This is a genomic window from Variibacter gotjawalensis (genome assembly GCF_002355335.1).
In the GTDB taxonomy this organism is placed as follows: Bacteria; Pseudomonadota; Alphaproteobacteria; order Rhizobiales; family Xanthobacteraceae; genus Variibacter; species Variibacter gotjawalensis.
Genome location: NZ_AP014946.1, coordinates 1,436,427 through 1,450,749 on the forward strand (window position 1 = coordinate 1,436,427; position 14,323 = coordinate 1,450,749).

At 61.6% G+C, this 14,323-nt stretch carries 18 protein-coding genes; 8 read left to right on the forward strand and 10 right to left on the reverse strand.

Going from position 1 to position 14,323, the window contains the following annotated elements:
• Window positions 1-42: 42 nt before the first annotated feature.
• Window positions 43-279, forward strand: a complete 237-nt coding sequence (locus tag GJW30_RS06910; protein ID WP_096353404.1) for a hypothetical protein — start codon at window positions 43-45, stop codon at window positions 277-279.
• Window position 280: 1 nt separating this feature from the next.
• Here GJW30_RS06910 and xth read toward each other — a convergent pair whose 3' ends face one another.
• Genes xth through GJW30_RS06925 form a run of 3 tightly spaced genes read right to left on the reverse strand, consistent with a single transcriptional unit; the run spans window position 281 to window position 4,390 of the window.
• A complete protein-coding gene (gene xth / locus GJW30_RS06915) occupies window positions 281-1,051 on the reverse strand; it encodes an exodeoxyribonuclease III (RefSeq protein ID WP_096353407.1) in 771 nt (256 codons plus the stop codon).
• Between the two features lie 19 nt (window positions 1,052-1,070).
• Window positions 1,071-3,266, reverse strand: a complete 2,196-nt coding sequence (locus GJW30_RS06920) for an amylo-alpha-1,6-glucosidase (RefSeq protein ID WP_096353410.1) — start codon at window positions 3,264-3,266, stop codon at window positions 1,071-1,073.
• A gap of 23 nt (window positions 3,267-3,289) precedes the next feature.
• Window positions 3,290-4,390: a glycosyltransferase family 4 protein gene (locus tag GJW30_RS06925; RefSeq protein WP_096353413.1), complete on the reverse strand. Its 1,101-nt coding sequence runs from the start codon at window positions 4,388-4,390 to the stop codon at window positions 3,290-3,292.
• A 146-nt stretch (window positions 4,391-4,536) separates the two neighbouring features.
• Here GJW30_RS06925 and GJW30_RS06930 point away from each other — a divergent pair, with 146 nt between their 5' ends.
• The 3 genes from GJW30_RS06930 (at window position 4,537) to GJW30_RS06940 (ending at window position 8,208) form a co-directional block, all read left to right on the forward strand.
• The gene (locus GJW30_RS06930) at window positions 4,537-5,040 is read left to right on the forward strand and encodes a PRC-barrel domain-containing protein (RefSeq protein WP_096353416.1); all 504 of its coding nucleotides are present in this window, start codon (window positions 4,537-4,539) and stop codon (window positions 5,038-5,040) included.
• A gap of 8 nt (window positions 5,041-5,048) precedes the next feature.
• Window positions 5,049-6,302, forward strand: coding sequence for an MFS transporter (locus tag GJW30_RS06935; RefSeq protein WP_096353419.1), 1,254 nt, complete (start codon window positions 5,049-5,051; stop codon window positions 6,300-6,302).
• A 109-nt stretch (window positions 6,303-6,411) separates the two neighbouring features.
• Window positions 6,412-8,208: an ABC transporter ATP-binding protein gene (locus tag GJW30_RS06940; protein ID WP_096353422.1), complete on the forward strand. Its 1,797-nt coding sequence runs from the start codon at window positions 6,412-6,414 to the stop codon at window positions 8,206-8,208.
• A 147-nt stretch (window positions 8,209-8,355) separates the two neighbouring features.
• Here the strand turns inward: GJW30_RS06940 and GJW30_RS06945 are convergent, their stop codons facing one another.
• Complete coding sequence (locus tag GJW30_RS06945) at window positions 8,356-8,604, reverse strand: hypothetical protein (protein WP_096353425.1); 249 nt, start codon at window positions 8,602-8,604, stop codon at window positions 8,356-8,358.
• Window positions 8,605-8,758: 154 nt separating this feature from the next.
• Here GJW30_RS06945 and GJW30_RS06950 point away from each other — a divergent pair, with 154 nt between their 5' ends.
• Window positions 8,759-8,971: a hypothetical protein gene (locus tag GJW30_RS06950; RefSeq protein ID WP_130364785.1), complete on the forward strand. Its 213-nt coding sequence runs from the start codon at window positions 8,759-8,761 to the stop codon at window positions 8,969-8,971.
• 3 nt (window positions 8,972-8,974) lie between these two features.
• Here GJW30_RS06950 and GJW30_RS06955 read toward each other — a convergent pair whose 3' ends face one another.
• Together GJW30_RS06955 and GJW30_RS06960 are read right to left on the reverse strand one after the other, a co-directional pair.
• Entirely contained in the window at window positions 8,975-10,513 is a 1,539-nt protein-coding gene (locus tag GJW30_RS06955; protein WP_096353430.1) for an ABC transporter permease/substrate-binding protein, read from the reverse strand.
• The gene (locus GJW30_RS06960) at window positions 10,510-11,298 is read right to left on the reverse strand and encodes an ATP-binding cassette domain-containing protein (protein ID WP_430727093.1); all 789 of its coding nucleotides are present in this window, start codon (window positions 11,296-11,298) and stop codon (window positions 10,510-10,512) included. The genes GJW30_RS06955 and GJW30_RS06960 overlap by 4 nt, the downstream gene beginning before the upstream one ends.
• A 245-nt stretch (window positions 11,299-11,543) precedes the next feature.
• Between GJW30_RS06960 and GJW30_RS22560 the strand changes: the two genes are divergently transcribed.
• Window positions 11,544-11,711: a hypothetical protein gene (locus tag GJW30_RS22560; RefSeq protein ID WP_157746703.1), complete on the forward strand. Its 168-nt coding sequence runs from the start codon at window positions 11,544-11,546 to the stop codon at window positions 11,709-11,711.
• Between the two features lie 180 nt (window positions 11,712-11,891).
• Window positions 11,892-12,095 (forward strand): cold-shock protein, encoded by a 204-nt coding sequence (locus GJW30_RS06965; RefSeq protein ID WP_096353433.1) that lies wholly within the window; start codon window positions 11,892-11,894, stop codon window positions 12,093-12,095.
• A gap of 77 nt (window positions 12,096-12,172) precedes the next feature.
• Here the strand turns inward: GJW30_RS06965 and GJW30_RS06970 are convergent, their stop codons facing one another.
• Genes GJW30_RS06970 through GJW30_RS22570 form a run of 4 tightly spaced genes read right to left on the reverse strand, consistent with a single transcriptional unit; the run spans window position 12,173 to window position 12,903 of the window.
• The gene (locus GJW30_RS06970) at window positions 12,173-12,340 is read right to left on the reverse strand and encodes a hypothetical protein (RefSeq protein ID WP_245408682.1); all 168 of its coding nucleotides are present in this window, start codon (window positions 12,338-12,340) and stop codon (window positions 12,173-12,175) included.
• A 49-nt stretch (window positions 12,341-12,389) separates the two neighbouring features.
• A complete protein-coding gene (locus GJW30_RS06975) occupies window positions 12,390-12,599 on the reverse strand; it encodes a cold-shock protein (RefSeq protein WP_096353439.1) in 210 nt (69 codons plus the stop codon).
• Between the two features lie 20 nt (window positions 12,600-12,619).
• The gene (locus GJW30_RS22565) at window positions 12,620-12,757 is read right to left on the reverse strand and encodes a hypothetical protein (RefSeq protein ID WP_157746704.1); all 138 of its coding nucleotides are present in this window, start codon (window positions 12,755-12,757) and stop codon (window positions 12,620-12,622) included.
• Window positions 12,754-12,903, reverse strand: coding sequence for a hypothetical protein (locus tag GJW30_RS22570; RefSeq protein ID WP_165391614.1), 150 nt, complete (start codon window positions 12,901-12,903; stop codon window positions 12,754-12,756). The genes GJW30_RS22565 and GJW30_RS22570 overlap by 4 nt, the downstream gene beginning before the upstream one ends.
• Before the next feature lie 259 nt (window positions 12,904-13,162).
• On the opposite strand from GJW30_RS22570, the gene GJW30_RS06980 reads away from it, so the two are divergent.
• Window positions 13,163-14,320: an MFS transporter gene (locus GJW30_RS06980; RefSeq protein WP_096353442.1), complete on the forward strand. Its 1,158-nt coding sequence runs from the start codon at window positions 13,163-13,165 to the stop codon at window positions 14,318-14,320.
• Window positions 14,321-14,323 lie beyond the last annotated feature (3 nt).

Below are 14,323 nucleotides of genomic sequence, written 5' to 3' on the forward strand. Positions count from 1 at the left end.
CGCCTCGTTCACCAGAGGCGCAGGTTTGTGCGTGGAGGTGATATGATCCAACGAGACAAGGCTACAAAGCCCGAAGCCGACAACGACGACGATCTCTCGATCGTGCCGGCGGAAAAGGACGTCGACGTGAGCGCGTCGGGTGACGAAGAGACCGAAGATGGCCTCAACGAACTCGACGAAGAGACTCGGCGCGGTGCCGAAGACATTCCGGCCGGCGAACGCAAACATCGCGACGTTCCCGTATTCGAGCGCGCGGAGCGAGATCGCGACGACGGCTGACTTATTTCAGCGTGATCCACGCCGGTGCGTGGTCGCTTGCATTGTCGAGCCCGCGGATCGCGCGATCGACATCGGCTTTCTTTAGCCGCTGCGCGACATCGGGGCTCAGCAGAAAATGGTCGAGCCGCAGCCCATCGTCGCGCTCGTAGCGGTTCCGCCAGTAGGTCCAGAATGTATAGATCCGCTTATCCGGATTGACCGCACGGAGCGCGTCTGTCCAACCCTGCGCGACCAGTCGCTCGAATGCTTTGCGCGGCTCCGGCTGGATCAGCGCGTCATCGTTCCATGACTTTGTCGGATAGATGTCGATCTCTGTGGGCGCCACGTTGAAGTCGCCGGCAATGATTACGGGCGCGCCTGTCTTCAGAAGAGCCGCGGCGTGCGTATGTAGCCGCTTCATCCACGCCAGTTTGTATTTGAATTTGGGGCCTGGTTGCGGATTGCCGTTCGGCGCGTAAACGCACGCAATGAGGACGCCATCGACAGCCGCTTCGATGTAGCGGCTTTGCTTGTCGCTCGCATCGCCGGGCAACCGGTTTTGCGTCACGACGGGCTTATGCTTGCGCGCCAATATGGCGACGCCGTTCCAGGATTTCTGCCCGGCCCAAACTGCTTCGTATCCGGCCGCACGCAAGGCTTCGTCCGGGAACTGCTTCTGCTCGGCCTTGAGCTCCTGCAGACATACGACATCCGGCTTCGCCGCCTTCAGCCACGCAAGCAAATTCGTCAAACGCTTGTTGATGTTGTTGATGTTGAACGTCGCGACCTTCATGGCCGCGACAATAGCACGGCTACGACTGCGCGAACGATGTCGTCAAGATGCGGACATCGCCGTCCGTCCTGCCAAGCTCGACCGATACGCGATCTGCATGCCGACGGACGATGAGATCGACTTTCGCAGTTCCGACTTGCAGGTTTCGAACGACCGCGTGATCGATGAAGCTCGGCAGACACGGATTGCGCAACTCGATTTCGCGTCGCCACGGATTGAACGACAAGCCGAGGCTCGCCTGAAACAGTGCCAGCGGTGTCGCCGCTGCCCATGCTTGCGGCGAGCAAGCGACCGGGTAGAGCGTCGGCCCCTGCTTCGGCACGCGGCGGAAGCCGCAGAACAATTCCGGCAGGCGCTGCAGGTCCATGTAAGCGGCCGCGTCGAACATGCCGCGGAACACCGGTTCGAGCAGATGCGAGAAGCCATAACGCGCGAGACCGAGCGCGATCAGCGCGTTGTCGTGCGGCCAGACCGAGCCGTTGTGATACGACATCGGATTGTAAAGCGCTTCGCCGACCGGGATCGTGCGAATGCCCCAACCGCTGAAGAAGCGCGGCGAGAGAAAATCTTTCGCAATCACTGCCGCGCGATCCGGACGCGCGAGACCGCAGAACAGAAGATGCCCCGCGTTGGAGCTGCGCACCTTGCATTGCGCCTTCGCGCCGTCGATCGCAATGGCATAGCTCTGAATATCCTCGCACCAGAATTTCGCTTCGACCGTCTCGGCGGTCGCGTGCGCCTCGGCGCTCAGCTTCGCGGCAAACTCCGCGTCGCCGAGCAACTTGGCGCATTTCGCCGCGAGGCGCTTGGCCTCGACAACATAACCTTGAACTTCGGAAAGCGCGATCGGCCCCTTCGCCATGCTGCCGTCGGCGTGAAAGATCGAATCTTGCGAATCCTTCCAGCCTTGATTGGCGAGACCTTCCTCGGTCGCGCGCGCGTATTCGATCAGGCCGTCGCCATCGATATCGCCATAAGTGTCGATCCAAGCGAGGCCCGCGCGAACATGCGGCCACAAGCGGCGCACCGTCTCCATGTCGCCGGTCCGCTCGGCATAGAGGCCCACGAGCATGACGAATAGCGGCGTCGAATCGACGCTGCCGTAATAAAGACCGAACGGGATCTCGTTGAGGGCGGCCATTTCGCCGGCGCGCATCTCGTGCAGGATCTTGCCAGGTTGTGCGTCGGCAGCCGGATCGTTTCGCGTCGCTTGGAATGCGGCCAAGCGATTGAGCACACCGCGCGCGATCGAAGGATCGAACCACAGCATCGCGATCGCCGTGATGATTCCGTCGCGGCCGAATGTCGTCGAATACCAAGGGATGCCGGCGTAAGGGTAGGGCCCTTGCGGCGTCGGCGTCATCAGCATGTCGAGATCGGCGATCGACCGCGACAACACCTTGTTGAGCATCTCGTTCGATGTCTCGATCGTCGTGCGCTCACGCGCGAGCGCATTGGACTCGCGGAGCGTCGAACGGAGCCCGCCCAAGAACGATGGTTGCTCCGGCGCTTTGTCCTCGATGCAGGCAATCACGACGAAGATGACACGCCGCTCTTCCGGATCTACATTGAAGCTGTAGACCGCGCGGGTCTGCGTGATCGTGTTCGGCGCCGGATCGAACGCGATCGACGTTTTGCGCGGCGCATGATCGAGGCCGAGATAATTGAGAATCACAGTCTGATCGTCGGCCCGCTTAGCGACCACGCGGCCGCGCCGCTTGCGCCGCATGCCGCGAACTTCGAAAATATCGGCAAAGTCGCTGCTGTAGTCGAAACTCAACTCGCAGCGCGTCGGCGCGCTCGCGTAGTTCCGCACGCTGAAGCGCGCATAAACCAAGCCTTCGCGAAGAAAAATGGTGCGGCGGATGTGCAGCGTGTCCTTCTGCAGCAACAACCGTTCGCCGGCGAACATGTCCGGATTGGTTAGATCGACATTCAGGATCGTGTTGTCGTCGCGCACATTCGATCCGAGCACCAACGGCTGCTCCCCGTTGATGGAGAGATCGAAGCGCGAAAGAAAACGCGTGCCGTTGTGAAAAACGCCGTCCGGGCCGCCCGGAACGGCGCCGATGTCACCATGGCTGTCGAATACGACAAATGTCTCCCCGCTCTTCAAAGTCCGGCGGGGGCGCGTCGAGGAGCCATCCGCCGGAATGTAGAACGGAGTTTCGAGATTTTGTTCGACCAGCGTCGGAGTCGTAGCTTCTTGCTTCATTCACGCCTCGATGATTCGTTGCGTTATGAAGTTGCGAGCCTAACCCCATTCGTCGCCGACATGTGTTTTTTATAGCTCGGCTTCTCGCTCTGCCCGGCTTCTGCAAGCATGCGCTTGTAAAGACTGACATAGTCCTTTGCCATACGCGCCGCCGTGAAGCGCTCTTCGAAACGCTTGCGGATGACGCGGCGATCGAGCGCGAGCGCCTTCGGCACCGCCGCGACGGCTTCGTCCATCGTGTCGACGATCATGCCGGTGACGCCGTCCTCAAGAATTTCCGGCACCGATGCGCAGCGCATTGCGACGACCGGCGTGCCGCAGGCCATCGCCTCGATCATCACAAGGCCGAATGGCTCCGGCCAATCGATCGGGAAGAGTAGAGCAGCCGCTTCGTTGAGGAATTTCGATTTCTGCTGCTCGTTGATCTCGCCGATGAATTCGACACCAGGCCCGTCGAGCAATGGCTCGATCGTCGTTTCGAAGTATTTTCGGTCGACGCGGTCGACCTTCGCGGCGATTTTCAGCGGAATGCCGGCGCGGCGCGCGATCTCGATCGCACGATCCGGTCGCTTTTCCGGAGATATACGTCCAACGAATGCCAAATATCCGCCTGCGGGATCGAACGACGGCTTCAGCATGTCGGCCGGCAGACCGTGCTGCACAGTCTCGACATAATTCGCGTGCGGGATCGGTTTGCGTTGATGCTGCGAAATCGACACCAATGGCATACGGTTGAAACCGACGTACAGCGGCACAAGATCCGGCAGATCCTGCCGACCATGTAGCGTCGTCACCGTGACGTGCGGCGTGTGATGGAAAAGCGGAAAGTGAAATTGATCAATGTGGAAGTGAAGGATGTCGAAATCTTCGGCCTGTTCGCGCACACGATCGAGCATCAACATGTAGTAGGAGATCGGATCGCGAACTCCTGGCTCCAGACGCAGCGCACGCGCCGCACAGCTGACCAAATTCGCTGATGTGATCGAGTCTCCGCTCGCAAAGAGCGTCACGTCATGTCCCTGTCGCACAAGTTCTTCGGTGAGATAGGAAACGATACGCTCAGTACCACCGTAGAGTCGCGGCGGTACGCTTTCCATCAAAGGCGCGATCTGCGCGATTTTCATTGAAACACCCTCCTGCGTTCGTACACGAACGGCGCGGGGCTAACAAAGTTCCGCATCGCAGCATCGTTGGTGAAATTGATCGGAACCATCGCGCCGAAGCACGCTTACCAACCGGGAGCGTGCGGCCTGCACTACGGAGAAACGAGATGATTTTGGGCGCTTCTCGCACCCCGCACATCGCAATGATGCTTGTTGTCGCGCTCTTCAGCGGCGCTACGATGACGAACACGGCAACTGCACAAAATCCGAGCGACGAGAACGCACCTGCGACGACGGCGACAACGCCGACAACTCCGCCTGAAGTGCCGCGCACAGATCCGATACCGCCAGCCGTCGTCAAAGCAGTGCTCGGCAGCGAAGTGCGCAGCGTCGCGGGCGAAAGCATGGGGCGCGTCGTCGATGTCATCGTCGATCAAGCCGGCCAAGTGCGTTCCGCCGTGATCGATTTCGGCGGTTTCCTTGGTGTCGGCAGCCGGCAGATCGCCGTCGAGTGGAGTTTGTTGCGTTTCAGCGTCGGAAACATCGAGCCGATCAGCGTCGAGCTGACCAAGGCACAGGTGCGAGAAGCGCCTGAATACAAACCGGGAAAACCGATCGTCATTCTCGGCGCTCGCGCTCGTCCAGCGCCGGAAGCTGAGAAGCGAGACTAGGGGCGAGTGTGGCGATTGCGGAGCGCACGGACATAGCAGCACGCGAAACGGCATCGCCAAGCCCGCCATCGCAGAGCCAACGCGGGCTCGATTGGTTTGTCTTTTCGGTCGCGGATATCCAAACCGGCTTCGGTCCGTTCATCGTTGTCTATCTGACGACGCAGAAGTGGACGCAAACCGACATTGGTTGGATTCTGACAATCGGCGCAATTGCCGGATTGCTCTTTCAAATTCCCGGCGGTGCGCTCGTCGATTGGGTACGGAATGAGCGTGCGGCGGCCGCCGGCGGTGTCGTCAGCATATGTTTCGCCGCTCTGCTCATCGCACTCTCTCCAGTCTTCTTCATCGTCGTCATCGCGCGTGTCATTCACGCGGCGGGAAGCTGCATCCTTGGGCCCGCGCTTGCGGCGATTAGTCTCGGCCTCGTCGGGCATGCGCGGGCCGGCGAGCGTCTCGGCCGCAACGCGCGCTTCGCCGCGATCGGAAACGGGCTGTCGGCCGCCGTGATGGGGGCGCTCGGCTACTATGTGTCGAGCGGCTCGGTGCTTTTCGTCACGGCATTGCTCGCAATTCCGGCGCTGATCGCGCTGTCCTTCATTCGCAGTCACGAAATCAATCCCATCGCGGCGCATGGCGGGTCCACTCCGCCGCAGGATCAAGGTTTTCGCGCGGGCGTCGATGTAATGCTGCGCAACAAGCCGCTCATCATTCTCGCCGTTTGTATCGCGCTGTTTCAGCTCGCGAATGCCAGCATGCTGCCGCTCGTCGCGACGTCGATGACGCGGCGCCTGCCGGATTGGGCGCCTGCGCTGATCGCAGCGTGTATCGTACTTCCGCAGCTCGTCGTCGCGGCGTTTTCGCCATGGGTCGGCCGCCAAGCGCAAGCGATCGGACGCAAGCCGTTGCTGCTGGTCGGTTTTCTCGCGCTTCCCATTCGCGGGCTGCTCCTCGCGCTGGTGTCTGATCCGATACTCGTTATCGCCATTCAGATTTTCGACGCGGTTTCCGCTGCAATCTTCGGCGTGCTGACGCCGCTCATCATCGCCGACGTGACGCGCGGCACCGGGCGATTCAATCTTGCGCAAGGCGTTGTCGGCACTGCGGTCGGCATCGGCGCATCGTTGAGTGGCGTGCTCGCCGGATATTCTGCCGATCACATCGGCAATCCGCTGACATTTATCGGCATGGCGGGCATCGGCGTATTCGGACTGCTCGCGATTTGGGCATTCATGCCGGAGACTCGAGAGTTGCACTCAGCGTAAAGCTGCCACGCAGGAACCATCACATTGTCGCGACGTTTTGCGGCAGTCGCGAAGAACGTTTGATCCGAGCGCGGTGTCGGGCCGCCGAAATTAAGTGGAGCTCCACCGTATGGATCTTGTCCGGTTTGCAGGACGTCCGATTCCTTTTCTGCTGCACTACGTGCGCAATCGCCGCGTCTCGCACCTCGCAATTCTGTTTGTAGTCCTAGGCGCGGTGACGTGTTCCGTCTCAACACAGTACGGCGTCAAACTTCTCATAGATGCGCTTGCGAAAAACAACGCGATTTGGATCGCATTCGGCATTCTTGTCGGCCTCATCGCGGCCGACAATTTTTTGTGGCGCATCGCGACTTGGATCGCGAGCTACGCGTTCGTCAATGTCACGGGCGATGTGCGGCGTGATCTCTTCCGGCATCTCACCGGCCACGCGCCGGCATATTTCTCGGATCGTTTACCGGGCACACTCAGCAGCCGCGTAACGTCGACGGCGAATGCGACATTCGCCATCGAGAATATGTTCATGTGGAATGTGCTGCCGCCATGCGCAGCGACTGTCGGCGCGATCGTGCTGGTCGGCACTGTCAGCGTGCCGGTCGCGCTGGTGTTGGCAGGTATCGGCATCGTGCTGATCTTCGCGATGATCAAACTCGCGGCGGCGGGCGGCCATCTGCACCACGATTTTGCCGACAAGGCCGCGCGCGTCGACGGCGAGATGGTCGACGTCATCGGCAATATGTCTACGGTCCGCGCCTTCGGCGGCATCACACGCGAGCATCGCCGTTTCGCGTCCGTGATTGGGCGCGAGCTGCTCGCGCGCGGCCGCAGCTTGCGTTACCTCGAGATCGTCCGCCTGATCCACGCGATCATCACGGTCACCTTCACGATCGGTCTCCTCTATTGGTCGCTGCATCTTTGGCAGGCCGGGTCGATTTCGGTCGGTGACGTCGTGCTGATCTGCACGCTCGGCATTTCGGTGTTGAGCGCGACGCGCGATCTCGCCGTCGCATTGGTCGATGCAACGCAACACATCGCCCGTTTGTCTGAAGCGCTCTCCACGCTGCTCGAGCCGCATCAGATGCCGGACCATCCGGCAGCCAAGCCGCTAGTGCCGATGGCGGCGCGCATTGAATTTCGCGATGTCGGCTTTGCCTATCCGGGCGGCGCGCCAGTGCTCGAGAATTTCAATCTGAAGATCGAGTCGGAAGAGCGCGTCGCGCTCGCCGGTCATTCCGGCGCGGGCAAGTCGACGCTTTTCGCGTTGCTCCAGCGCTTCTACGATCCGAAGTCGGGCGGCGTCCTCATCAACGGCCAGGATGTCTCCCGCATCGAACGCGAAAGCTTGCACAAAGCCTTTGCGGTGGTGCCGCAGGACATCTCGCTGTTCCAGCGAAGCATCCGCGAGAACATCCGCTACGGCTCGCGCGCCTCGACGGACGAAGACGTGTACGAGGCCGCCGCCGCCGCGCAGTGTCTCGACTTCATCAACGAGCTGCCGGAAGGCTTCGACACGATCGTCGGTGACCGTGGCGCGAAATTATCCGGCGGTCAGCGTCAACGCATCGCGATTGCGCGCGCGTTCTTGAAGGATGCGCCGATCCTGCTGCTCGACGAGGCAACGTCTGCACTCGATGTTCAGTCGGAAGCCGCCATCCGCACCGCGATCGAGCGCTTGACCAAAGGCCGAACCGTTATCGCGATCGCGCACCGCCTGTCGACATTACGCGCCTTCGACCGCGTCCTCGTGCTCGACAGCGGACGGATCATTCAAGACGGCCCGCATCAGCAACTTGCGTCGGTCAACGGCTTCTATCGCACGCTGATACGTCACGAAACCGCGCGGCTTGTTGTACCGGAAGAACATGACGAGATGGAGAACGACATGCACAAGCGAGCAGATGTATCCTGATCGCGCGATATCCCCCGAACGGGTGATGCGACGATTTCCAATGTGCGGTTAGCTTGCTACGCCCACCCCGTGGGTACTTAGAAGCAAAATCAACTTGCCCCTCGTCACGGCCTAAACTGGCGAGGGGCAATTTTTCTAAAATCGGCATCATCTGAATGGGATCGTAGCGAACATTCGCACGATCTCCGCAGGATCCATCGGCGCTGCGATTGCCGGAGCAGTCTCTGCAACTTCGCTTGGATCAGGTGCACGACGCATTCGCTCAAGCGCCGCAACGATTGTGGCGACCATCGCGGCCGGGTAGGGCCGCCCCTCGATGAATCCGTCCGCCCATAGCGTATCGAGCAGCGCAAGCGCTTGGGCTTCGATCGGGCCGTTCTCGTCGTCTTGCCGCATGCGCCGACCATAATGCAATAACGAGACCGAAACGCGACGCCAATTTGCTTTTTCCCACGCGCGAGCAGTCGTTTACCGTTCCGTTACGCAGCGCGTACCGAACCAATTCGCTCCCGTGCTGTTGCCTTCACGGGGCAGCCGCACGGAGGCGAAGGTGAGAACGCATTGCAAGATATTCGTCGGAGATGCCCAGACATCGCTCGACGGCTGGTTCGCCGTGTTGCCGCGCGTCGGCGAATGGGTGTCGCTCGCCGGCAGCGATGAGCGTCATCAGGTTTCGGCCGTCCATCATCGCGTTGCCGTGACCGAGGACGACGACGCGCTCGTCGCGATTTATCTCATCAAGCGCGACAGCACGCTGCTGTGACGGCTATCGCGGGAGCAGCGTCGCAGCAGCCGCCGCAGGACTGAGTTTGTCGGTATCGCGATCGACCATGAGATTGGCTTTCCGCATCGCATCGACCGAAATCGCGCCGACCAGCGGCTTCAGCGCCGCGATCAACGTCGCATCATTAGCCCGGCGCGGCGAGATCAAGATCACGGCGTCGTAGGGCGGTATGGCGCGCCGGGGGTCTCCCAGCACTGTGAGAGAATCCGCCGCGATGCGCCCGTCGCTGGAGAAGGCCGAGATGACATCGGCCTGTCCGCCCTGCAGCGCGCGGTACATGAATGTCGGATTGAACGAATTCTCCGCTTTGAATTGCAGGCCGTAAGCCCGCCGAAGCGCCGCCCATTCGGGGCGCGACAGGAATTCGAGATCGGCGCCGAGTGTCAGCCGCGATGCTGTCGGCACGAGCGCAGCGATGTCGGTAATGCCGAGCGATTTCGCTCTATCGGCTTTCATCGCAAGCACGTAGGCGTTCTCGAACCCGAGCGCGCCGAGCATCTCGACGCCGTAACGGCGCTTCAGCTCGCGACCGAGTTCGGCAGTCAGTTCTTCGCGTGGCGGCGTATCGATGCGACCGAGCACGTTCGTCCACAGCGTCCCCGAATAGTCGACGTAGACGTCGAGATCTCCGGCCGCCAGCGCGCGGAAGATCACGGCCGAGCCAAGCCCCGTTTTCTGCTCGACGGCGGAGCCCTGTGCCTTCAGCCGCGCCGCCATGAGTTCGGCAAGGATGAACTGCTCGGAGAAATTCTTCGCGCCGATGACATAGCGCGCCGACGACGAGGCGAACATCGGCACCAGCGCCGCAACAGTGCCGATCGCGAGCCCGAGAGCGCCGGCGACGATGCGAACGCGGCTGCGTTTCGCGAGCCCGGTCTCGATCAGCCCCAACAGCTGGTCCGTAACGAGCGCGAGCACGGCTGCCGCGCCGCAGCCGAACAGAACGTAGACCCAGTTCTCGGTCTGCAGTCCGGCGAAGATGTAATTGCCGAGGCTCGTCTGGCCGACGGGCGTCGACAGCGTCGCGGTGCCGATCGTCAACACCGCAGCCGTGCGGATCCCGGCCATCGCGACCGGCGCGGCGAGCGGCGCCTCGATCTGCCACAGGCGCTGCGATGGTGTCATGCCGACGCCGTTGGCCGCTTCGATCACCGCGGGATCGAGCCCTGTCAGCCCCGCAACGGCGTTGCGCAAAATCGGCAGCATCGAATACAGCGTCAGCGCGAGCAGCGACGGCACAAAACCCAAAGCTGGAATAGCCAACCCAAATGCTTTCAGGGTCAGCGCCGAGAGCGCGAGCAGGACCGGATAGAACAGCGCAAGCAGCGCGAGGCTCGGTATCGTCTGGATCAAGCTCGCAATTGCCAACGCCACCCAGCGCACTCTCTCCGAGCGCGCCGCCAGCACGGCGAGCGGCAGACTGATCGCAATGCCGATGCCGAGCGCCGCCGCGCTCAGCGCGACATGAGCGCTGAGATAGTTCGGCAAAAGCGCCCACGCATTGGCGAATTCGGAGTTCACGGCCGCTCCCGATCGATGAGAGCCTGTACGCGCTCGGCCTGCCTGCGCGGCGCCGCCATCAATGTTGCGACCTCAGCATCAGGATGGCCGGCCAGCAATGTACGCGGCGTGTCGTCCGCAACGATGCGGCCTTTGCGAATGACCACGATGCGGTCCGCAAGCAGAACCGCCTCCTGCACATCGTGCGTCACCATCACGGTGGTGAGGCCCAGCTTGTCGTGCAGCGCGCGATAGGCCTCGCCAAGCGCCTCTCGCGTGATCGGATCGAGCGCGCCGAACGGCTCGTCCATGAGGACGATGCTCGGACGCGCCGCAATCGCGCGCGCGACGCCGACGCGTTGACGCTCACCGCCCGATAAGGCGTCGGGGCTTCGCCGCGCATAGTCTGCCGGTAGGTTGACCAGCGCGAGCAATTCGCTGACGCGCGCCGCGATCTCGGTCTGCTCCCACCCCAGCAATCGCGGTGTGATCGCGATGTTCTCGCCGACCGTCAGATGCGGAAACAAACCGACATTCTGAAACGCGTAGCCGATGCGCCGCCGCAGAGCCCAGGCCGCGCCATCGCTCGCCGGCCGGCCCTCGATCTCGACACGGCCCGCGTCCGGCTCGACGAGACGATTGATGCATTTGAGCAGCGTCGTCTTACCCGATCCCGAACCGCCGACCAGCGCGACGAAACTGTTCGGCGCGACCTCGAGATTGACGCGGTCGATCGCCGGCGCGCGCTGCCCGGTAAAAGTTTTGGAAACTTCGATCAATCGGATCGGCGCGCTCACGCGAGACACCTCATGCGTCAACGATGCCCGATGCTTATCGCGGCGGCAACGCGCCAACTTCAGCGCCCGCACTTTCGTGATGCAGGAGAAAGCGGCGAGATGGAACTCGGGACGCCGCAAAGATTTAGAGCGCTAACACATCTCGCAACGGGGGCCCTTATGGCTTGGCTCATTTCCATCACGCTGGTGAGCAGCGCTGCTTACATCGCGTTTTTCTACTGAGACCCGAGGCGCGGACTTTCGGACCCAACGCCGTGGCACAACAGACCGAAGCAAAGGAATGTATCGATCTCGAAGCCGAAGCCGTTCGCTACGAACGCTTCGCCAAAGAGGCGAAATCGGACTGGGAACGCAAATCTTGGGGCGATCTGGCCCGCCGTTGCCGGGCGCTCGCCGACCGGCTGTGCCGCGAATTTGAGTGAAGCTTTACGGATAGGGACTGTCATTCGGCAGGCAGGGCAAGCCGGTACAATGGTTGCCCAGGCCAAATAAGTTCCAATTTGGCCGATTCTGCAGCGTTTCTGGCATATGCGTTCAATTTCCGCTTGCTAATAGCGCTGTGACCTGAACAGTGCGCGTGCAATCGCGCACAGGAGTTAAAATTGGCGACCGGTACAGTGAAATGGTTCAATGCGACGAAGGGCTACGGCTTCATCCAATCCGATAGCGGTGGAAAGGATGTGTTTTTGCACATTTCGGCCGTCGAACGCGCAGGATTGAGCACCGTCAACGAGGGCGCCAAGGTGTCTTTCGACGTGATGAGCAATCGTGGCAAGGAAAGTGCCGAGAACCTCAAGGTTCTCTAAGCACTCACAAATTTGGCGAGACCTCGCTTGTTAAAGCGAGGTCTCACCCAATTCTTCACAATGCAGAAGCGCGCGCTTTAGCCTTGCTTCTGCTTTTGCGGCTCCACGCCTTCTGGCGCTTCTTGTGCCAGCCGCGCCGCCCGTAGGCGGTTCGTTTTGGCGAGGCGAGCGGCTGTCTCGCTGTCGATAAGCTGCCGCGCTGCGCGCGACGTCGCTTCGTTCTTCGCTTCAGCGCGAGACGGCATCGGGGCGACCCCTTTTTTCATATGACCTCTCGACATTGATGCGGGCGCTTCAAGTAGCCTGGATGTTGTCTGCTTGCGCTTTGCCGGTCCGCTTGTCGGCGACGACCTCGAACTCCAGCTTCTGTCCTTCCGCGAGTCCGCGCATTCCGGCGCGCTCGACAGCCGTCATATGCACAAACACATCGGCACTGCCGTCGTCGGGGCGGATGAAGCCAAAACCCTTGGCTGCGTTGAAAAACTTCACTGTACCTTGAGGCATGTCGATCCTTGTTTTTTGCGTTAGCGCGAGGTCACCACGACGGCCTGGCGGCCGGCGAAGGGTGTGAGGGTTACGGCGATCACGATGGCGAAAGCCGTGATGGCGATAAGTTGCGAGACGAAGAGTGGCGCGTAGGCCGCGAGGAATGAGCGTGTCATCGAGCGGCTCCTTCAACGATGGCGCCGTCCACGGTGTCATCGTTCGCGGCGGCGTCGCGCAGATGACGCTGCGCGATGGCCCGTAGCCGCAGCGCGGTCGGTTCGTCGCCGATGGCCTTCGCCATCGAGAGCATATTGGCGGCCATGGCGCGAAGCGCCGTCGGGCTTTCGGATTGGGAGGCTTTGAGAGGGGATCGGACGTATCCGGACATCGATTGCTCCACTGCCTTAAGGCGGGAGCGCGGTCGCGTCTCTCAGTCGCCGACGCCCAAGATCTTGGCCGGCGATGCGTTTAGATAGGCACGAAAGCCACAAACCGTAAGAGGGTGGATTGGTTTTATTCGACCCCCCGCGGTCTGCTTCGACTATGCTGAAGCTGTCGGTCAATCGCAGACGGGGGGTGTCGTGAGCAACCGTTGGGGCGTGCTGCTTCTGTTGTTCGTCGTGCGCCTCAGCATGGCGTTTCAGTTTCAGTCGGTGGCGTCGATGTCGCCGGCGCTCATGGCCGAGTACAAAGTGGGGCTCGGCGAGATCGGGCTCCTGATCAGCTTATATCTCGCGCCCGGCTTAGCTTTTGCGCTGCCGGGAGGCGAGATCGGCCGCCGCTTCGGCGACAAACGCGTCGTCCTGTTCGGCCTCGTGCTCATGACCGTCGGCGGCCTCATCATGGCGTCGGCCCCGAGCTGGGGATGGCAAGTTGCCGGGCGCCTCTGCGCCGGTGCCGGCGGCGTTCTGCTCAACGTCCTGATGTCCAAGATGGTCACGGACTGGTTCGCCGGCAAAGAGATAGCGACCGCGATGGCAATCTTCGTCAATTCGTGGCCGGCCGGCATCGCACTGTGTTTGCTGGTCGTCCCGGCTGTAACAGCAGCATACGGCATCTCGGCCGCGGTCCTGCTTGCGGCATCGCTCTGCATCATCGGCTTTGCGCTTCTCGCGATCCTCTATCGCGCACCCGCCGAAGGCCAAGCCGCGAGCGCGCGTTCGCGATGGCCGGCCGGATCGGTTCTGCAAGCCATCATCGCCGCCGGCGTGATCTGGGGCTTGTTCAACGCTGCTATCGGCATGGTCTTCAGCTTCGGCACGCCGATGCTGGTCGAACGCGGATGGAGTCTCGCCAGCGCGGGTTCGGCGACCAGCCTCGTGCTCTGGCTCGTGACCCTCTCCGTACCGCTTGGCGGTTACGTCGCCGATCGCACCGGCAAGCACGTCGAAGTCATGCTTGTCGGCTTTGTGTTGTTTGCGATTGCGTTGGTGGTCGCAGCGCTAACGACAGCGACTATCCCGGCCTTTGTTGCGCTCGGTCTTTTCGGCGGGCTCTCCGCGGGCTCGATCATGAGCCTGCCGGCGCGCGTTCTTACGGCGGAGGTTCGCGCAGTCGGCATGGGCGTTTTCTTCACGCTGTTCTACGCGATCTGCGTGATAGCGCCCATCGTGGCGGGCGTTGTGTCGTCCCGCCTCGGCACAGCCGCCGCCGGCTTCTTCCTCGGCGCAGCGATGCTGGTCGCTTGCTTGCCCTGCTATTGGATTTTCCGTCAGCTCGCCGCGCGTTCTCGATTCTGATTT

Bases quoted from the DNA above. Each gene is read 5' to 3' on its own strand.
- GJW30_RS06910 (WP_096353404.1), top strand. From the start codon at position 43: ATGATCCAACGAGACAAGGCTACAAAGCCCGAAGCCGACAACGACGAC.
- xth (WP_096353407.1), bottom strand. From the start codon at position 1,051: ATGAAGGTCGCGACGTTCAACATCAACAACATCAACAAGCGTTTGACG.
- GJW30_RS06920 (WP_096353410.1), bottom strand. From the start codon at position 3,266: ATGAAGCAAGAAGCTACGACTCCGACGCTGGTCGAACAAAATCTCGAA.
- GJW30_RS06925 (WP_096353413.1), bottom strand. From the start codon at position 4,390: ATGAAAATCGCGCAGATCGCGCCTTTGATGGAAAGCGTACCGCCGCGA.
- GJW30_RS06930 (WP_096353416.1), top strand. From the start codon at position 4,537: ATGATTTTGGGCGCTTCTCGCACCCCGCACATCGCAATGATGCTTGTT.
- GJW30_RS06940 (WP_096353422.1), top strand. From the start codon at position 6,412: ATGGATCTTGTCCGGTTTGCAGGACGTCCGATTCCTTTTCTGCTGCAC.
- GJW30_RS06945 (WP_096353425.1), bottom strand. From the start codon at position 8,604: ATGCGGCAAGACGACGAGAACGGCCCGATCGAAGCCCAAGCGCTTGCG.
- GJW30_RS06970 (WP_245408682.1), bottom strand. From the start codon at position 12,340: ATGCCGTCTCGCGCTGAAGCGAAGAACGAAGCGACGTCGCGCGCAGCG.
- GJW30_RS06975 (WP_096353439.1), bottom strand. From the start codon at position 12,599: ATGCCTCAAGGTACAGTGAAGTTTTTCAACGCAGCCAAGGGTTTTGGC.
- GJW30_RS22565 (WP_157746704.1), bottom strand. From the start codon at position 12,757: ATGACACGCTCATTCCTCGCGGCCTACGCGCCACTCTTCGTCTCGCAA.
- GJW30_RS22570 (WP_165391614.1), bottom strand. From the start codon at position 12,903: ATGGCCGCCAATATGCTCTCGATGGCGAAGGCCATCGGCGACGAACCG.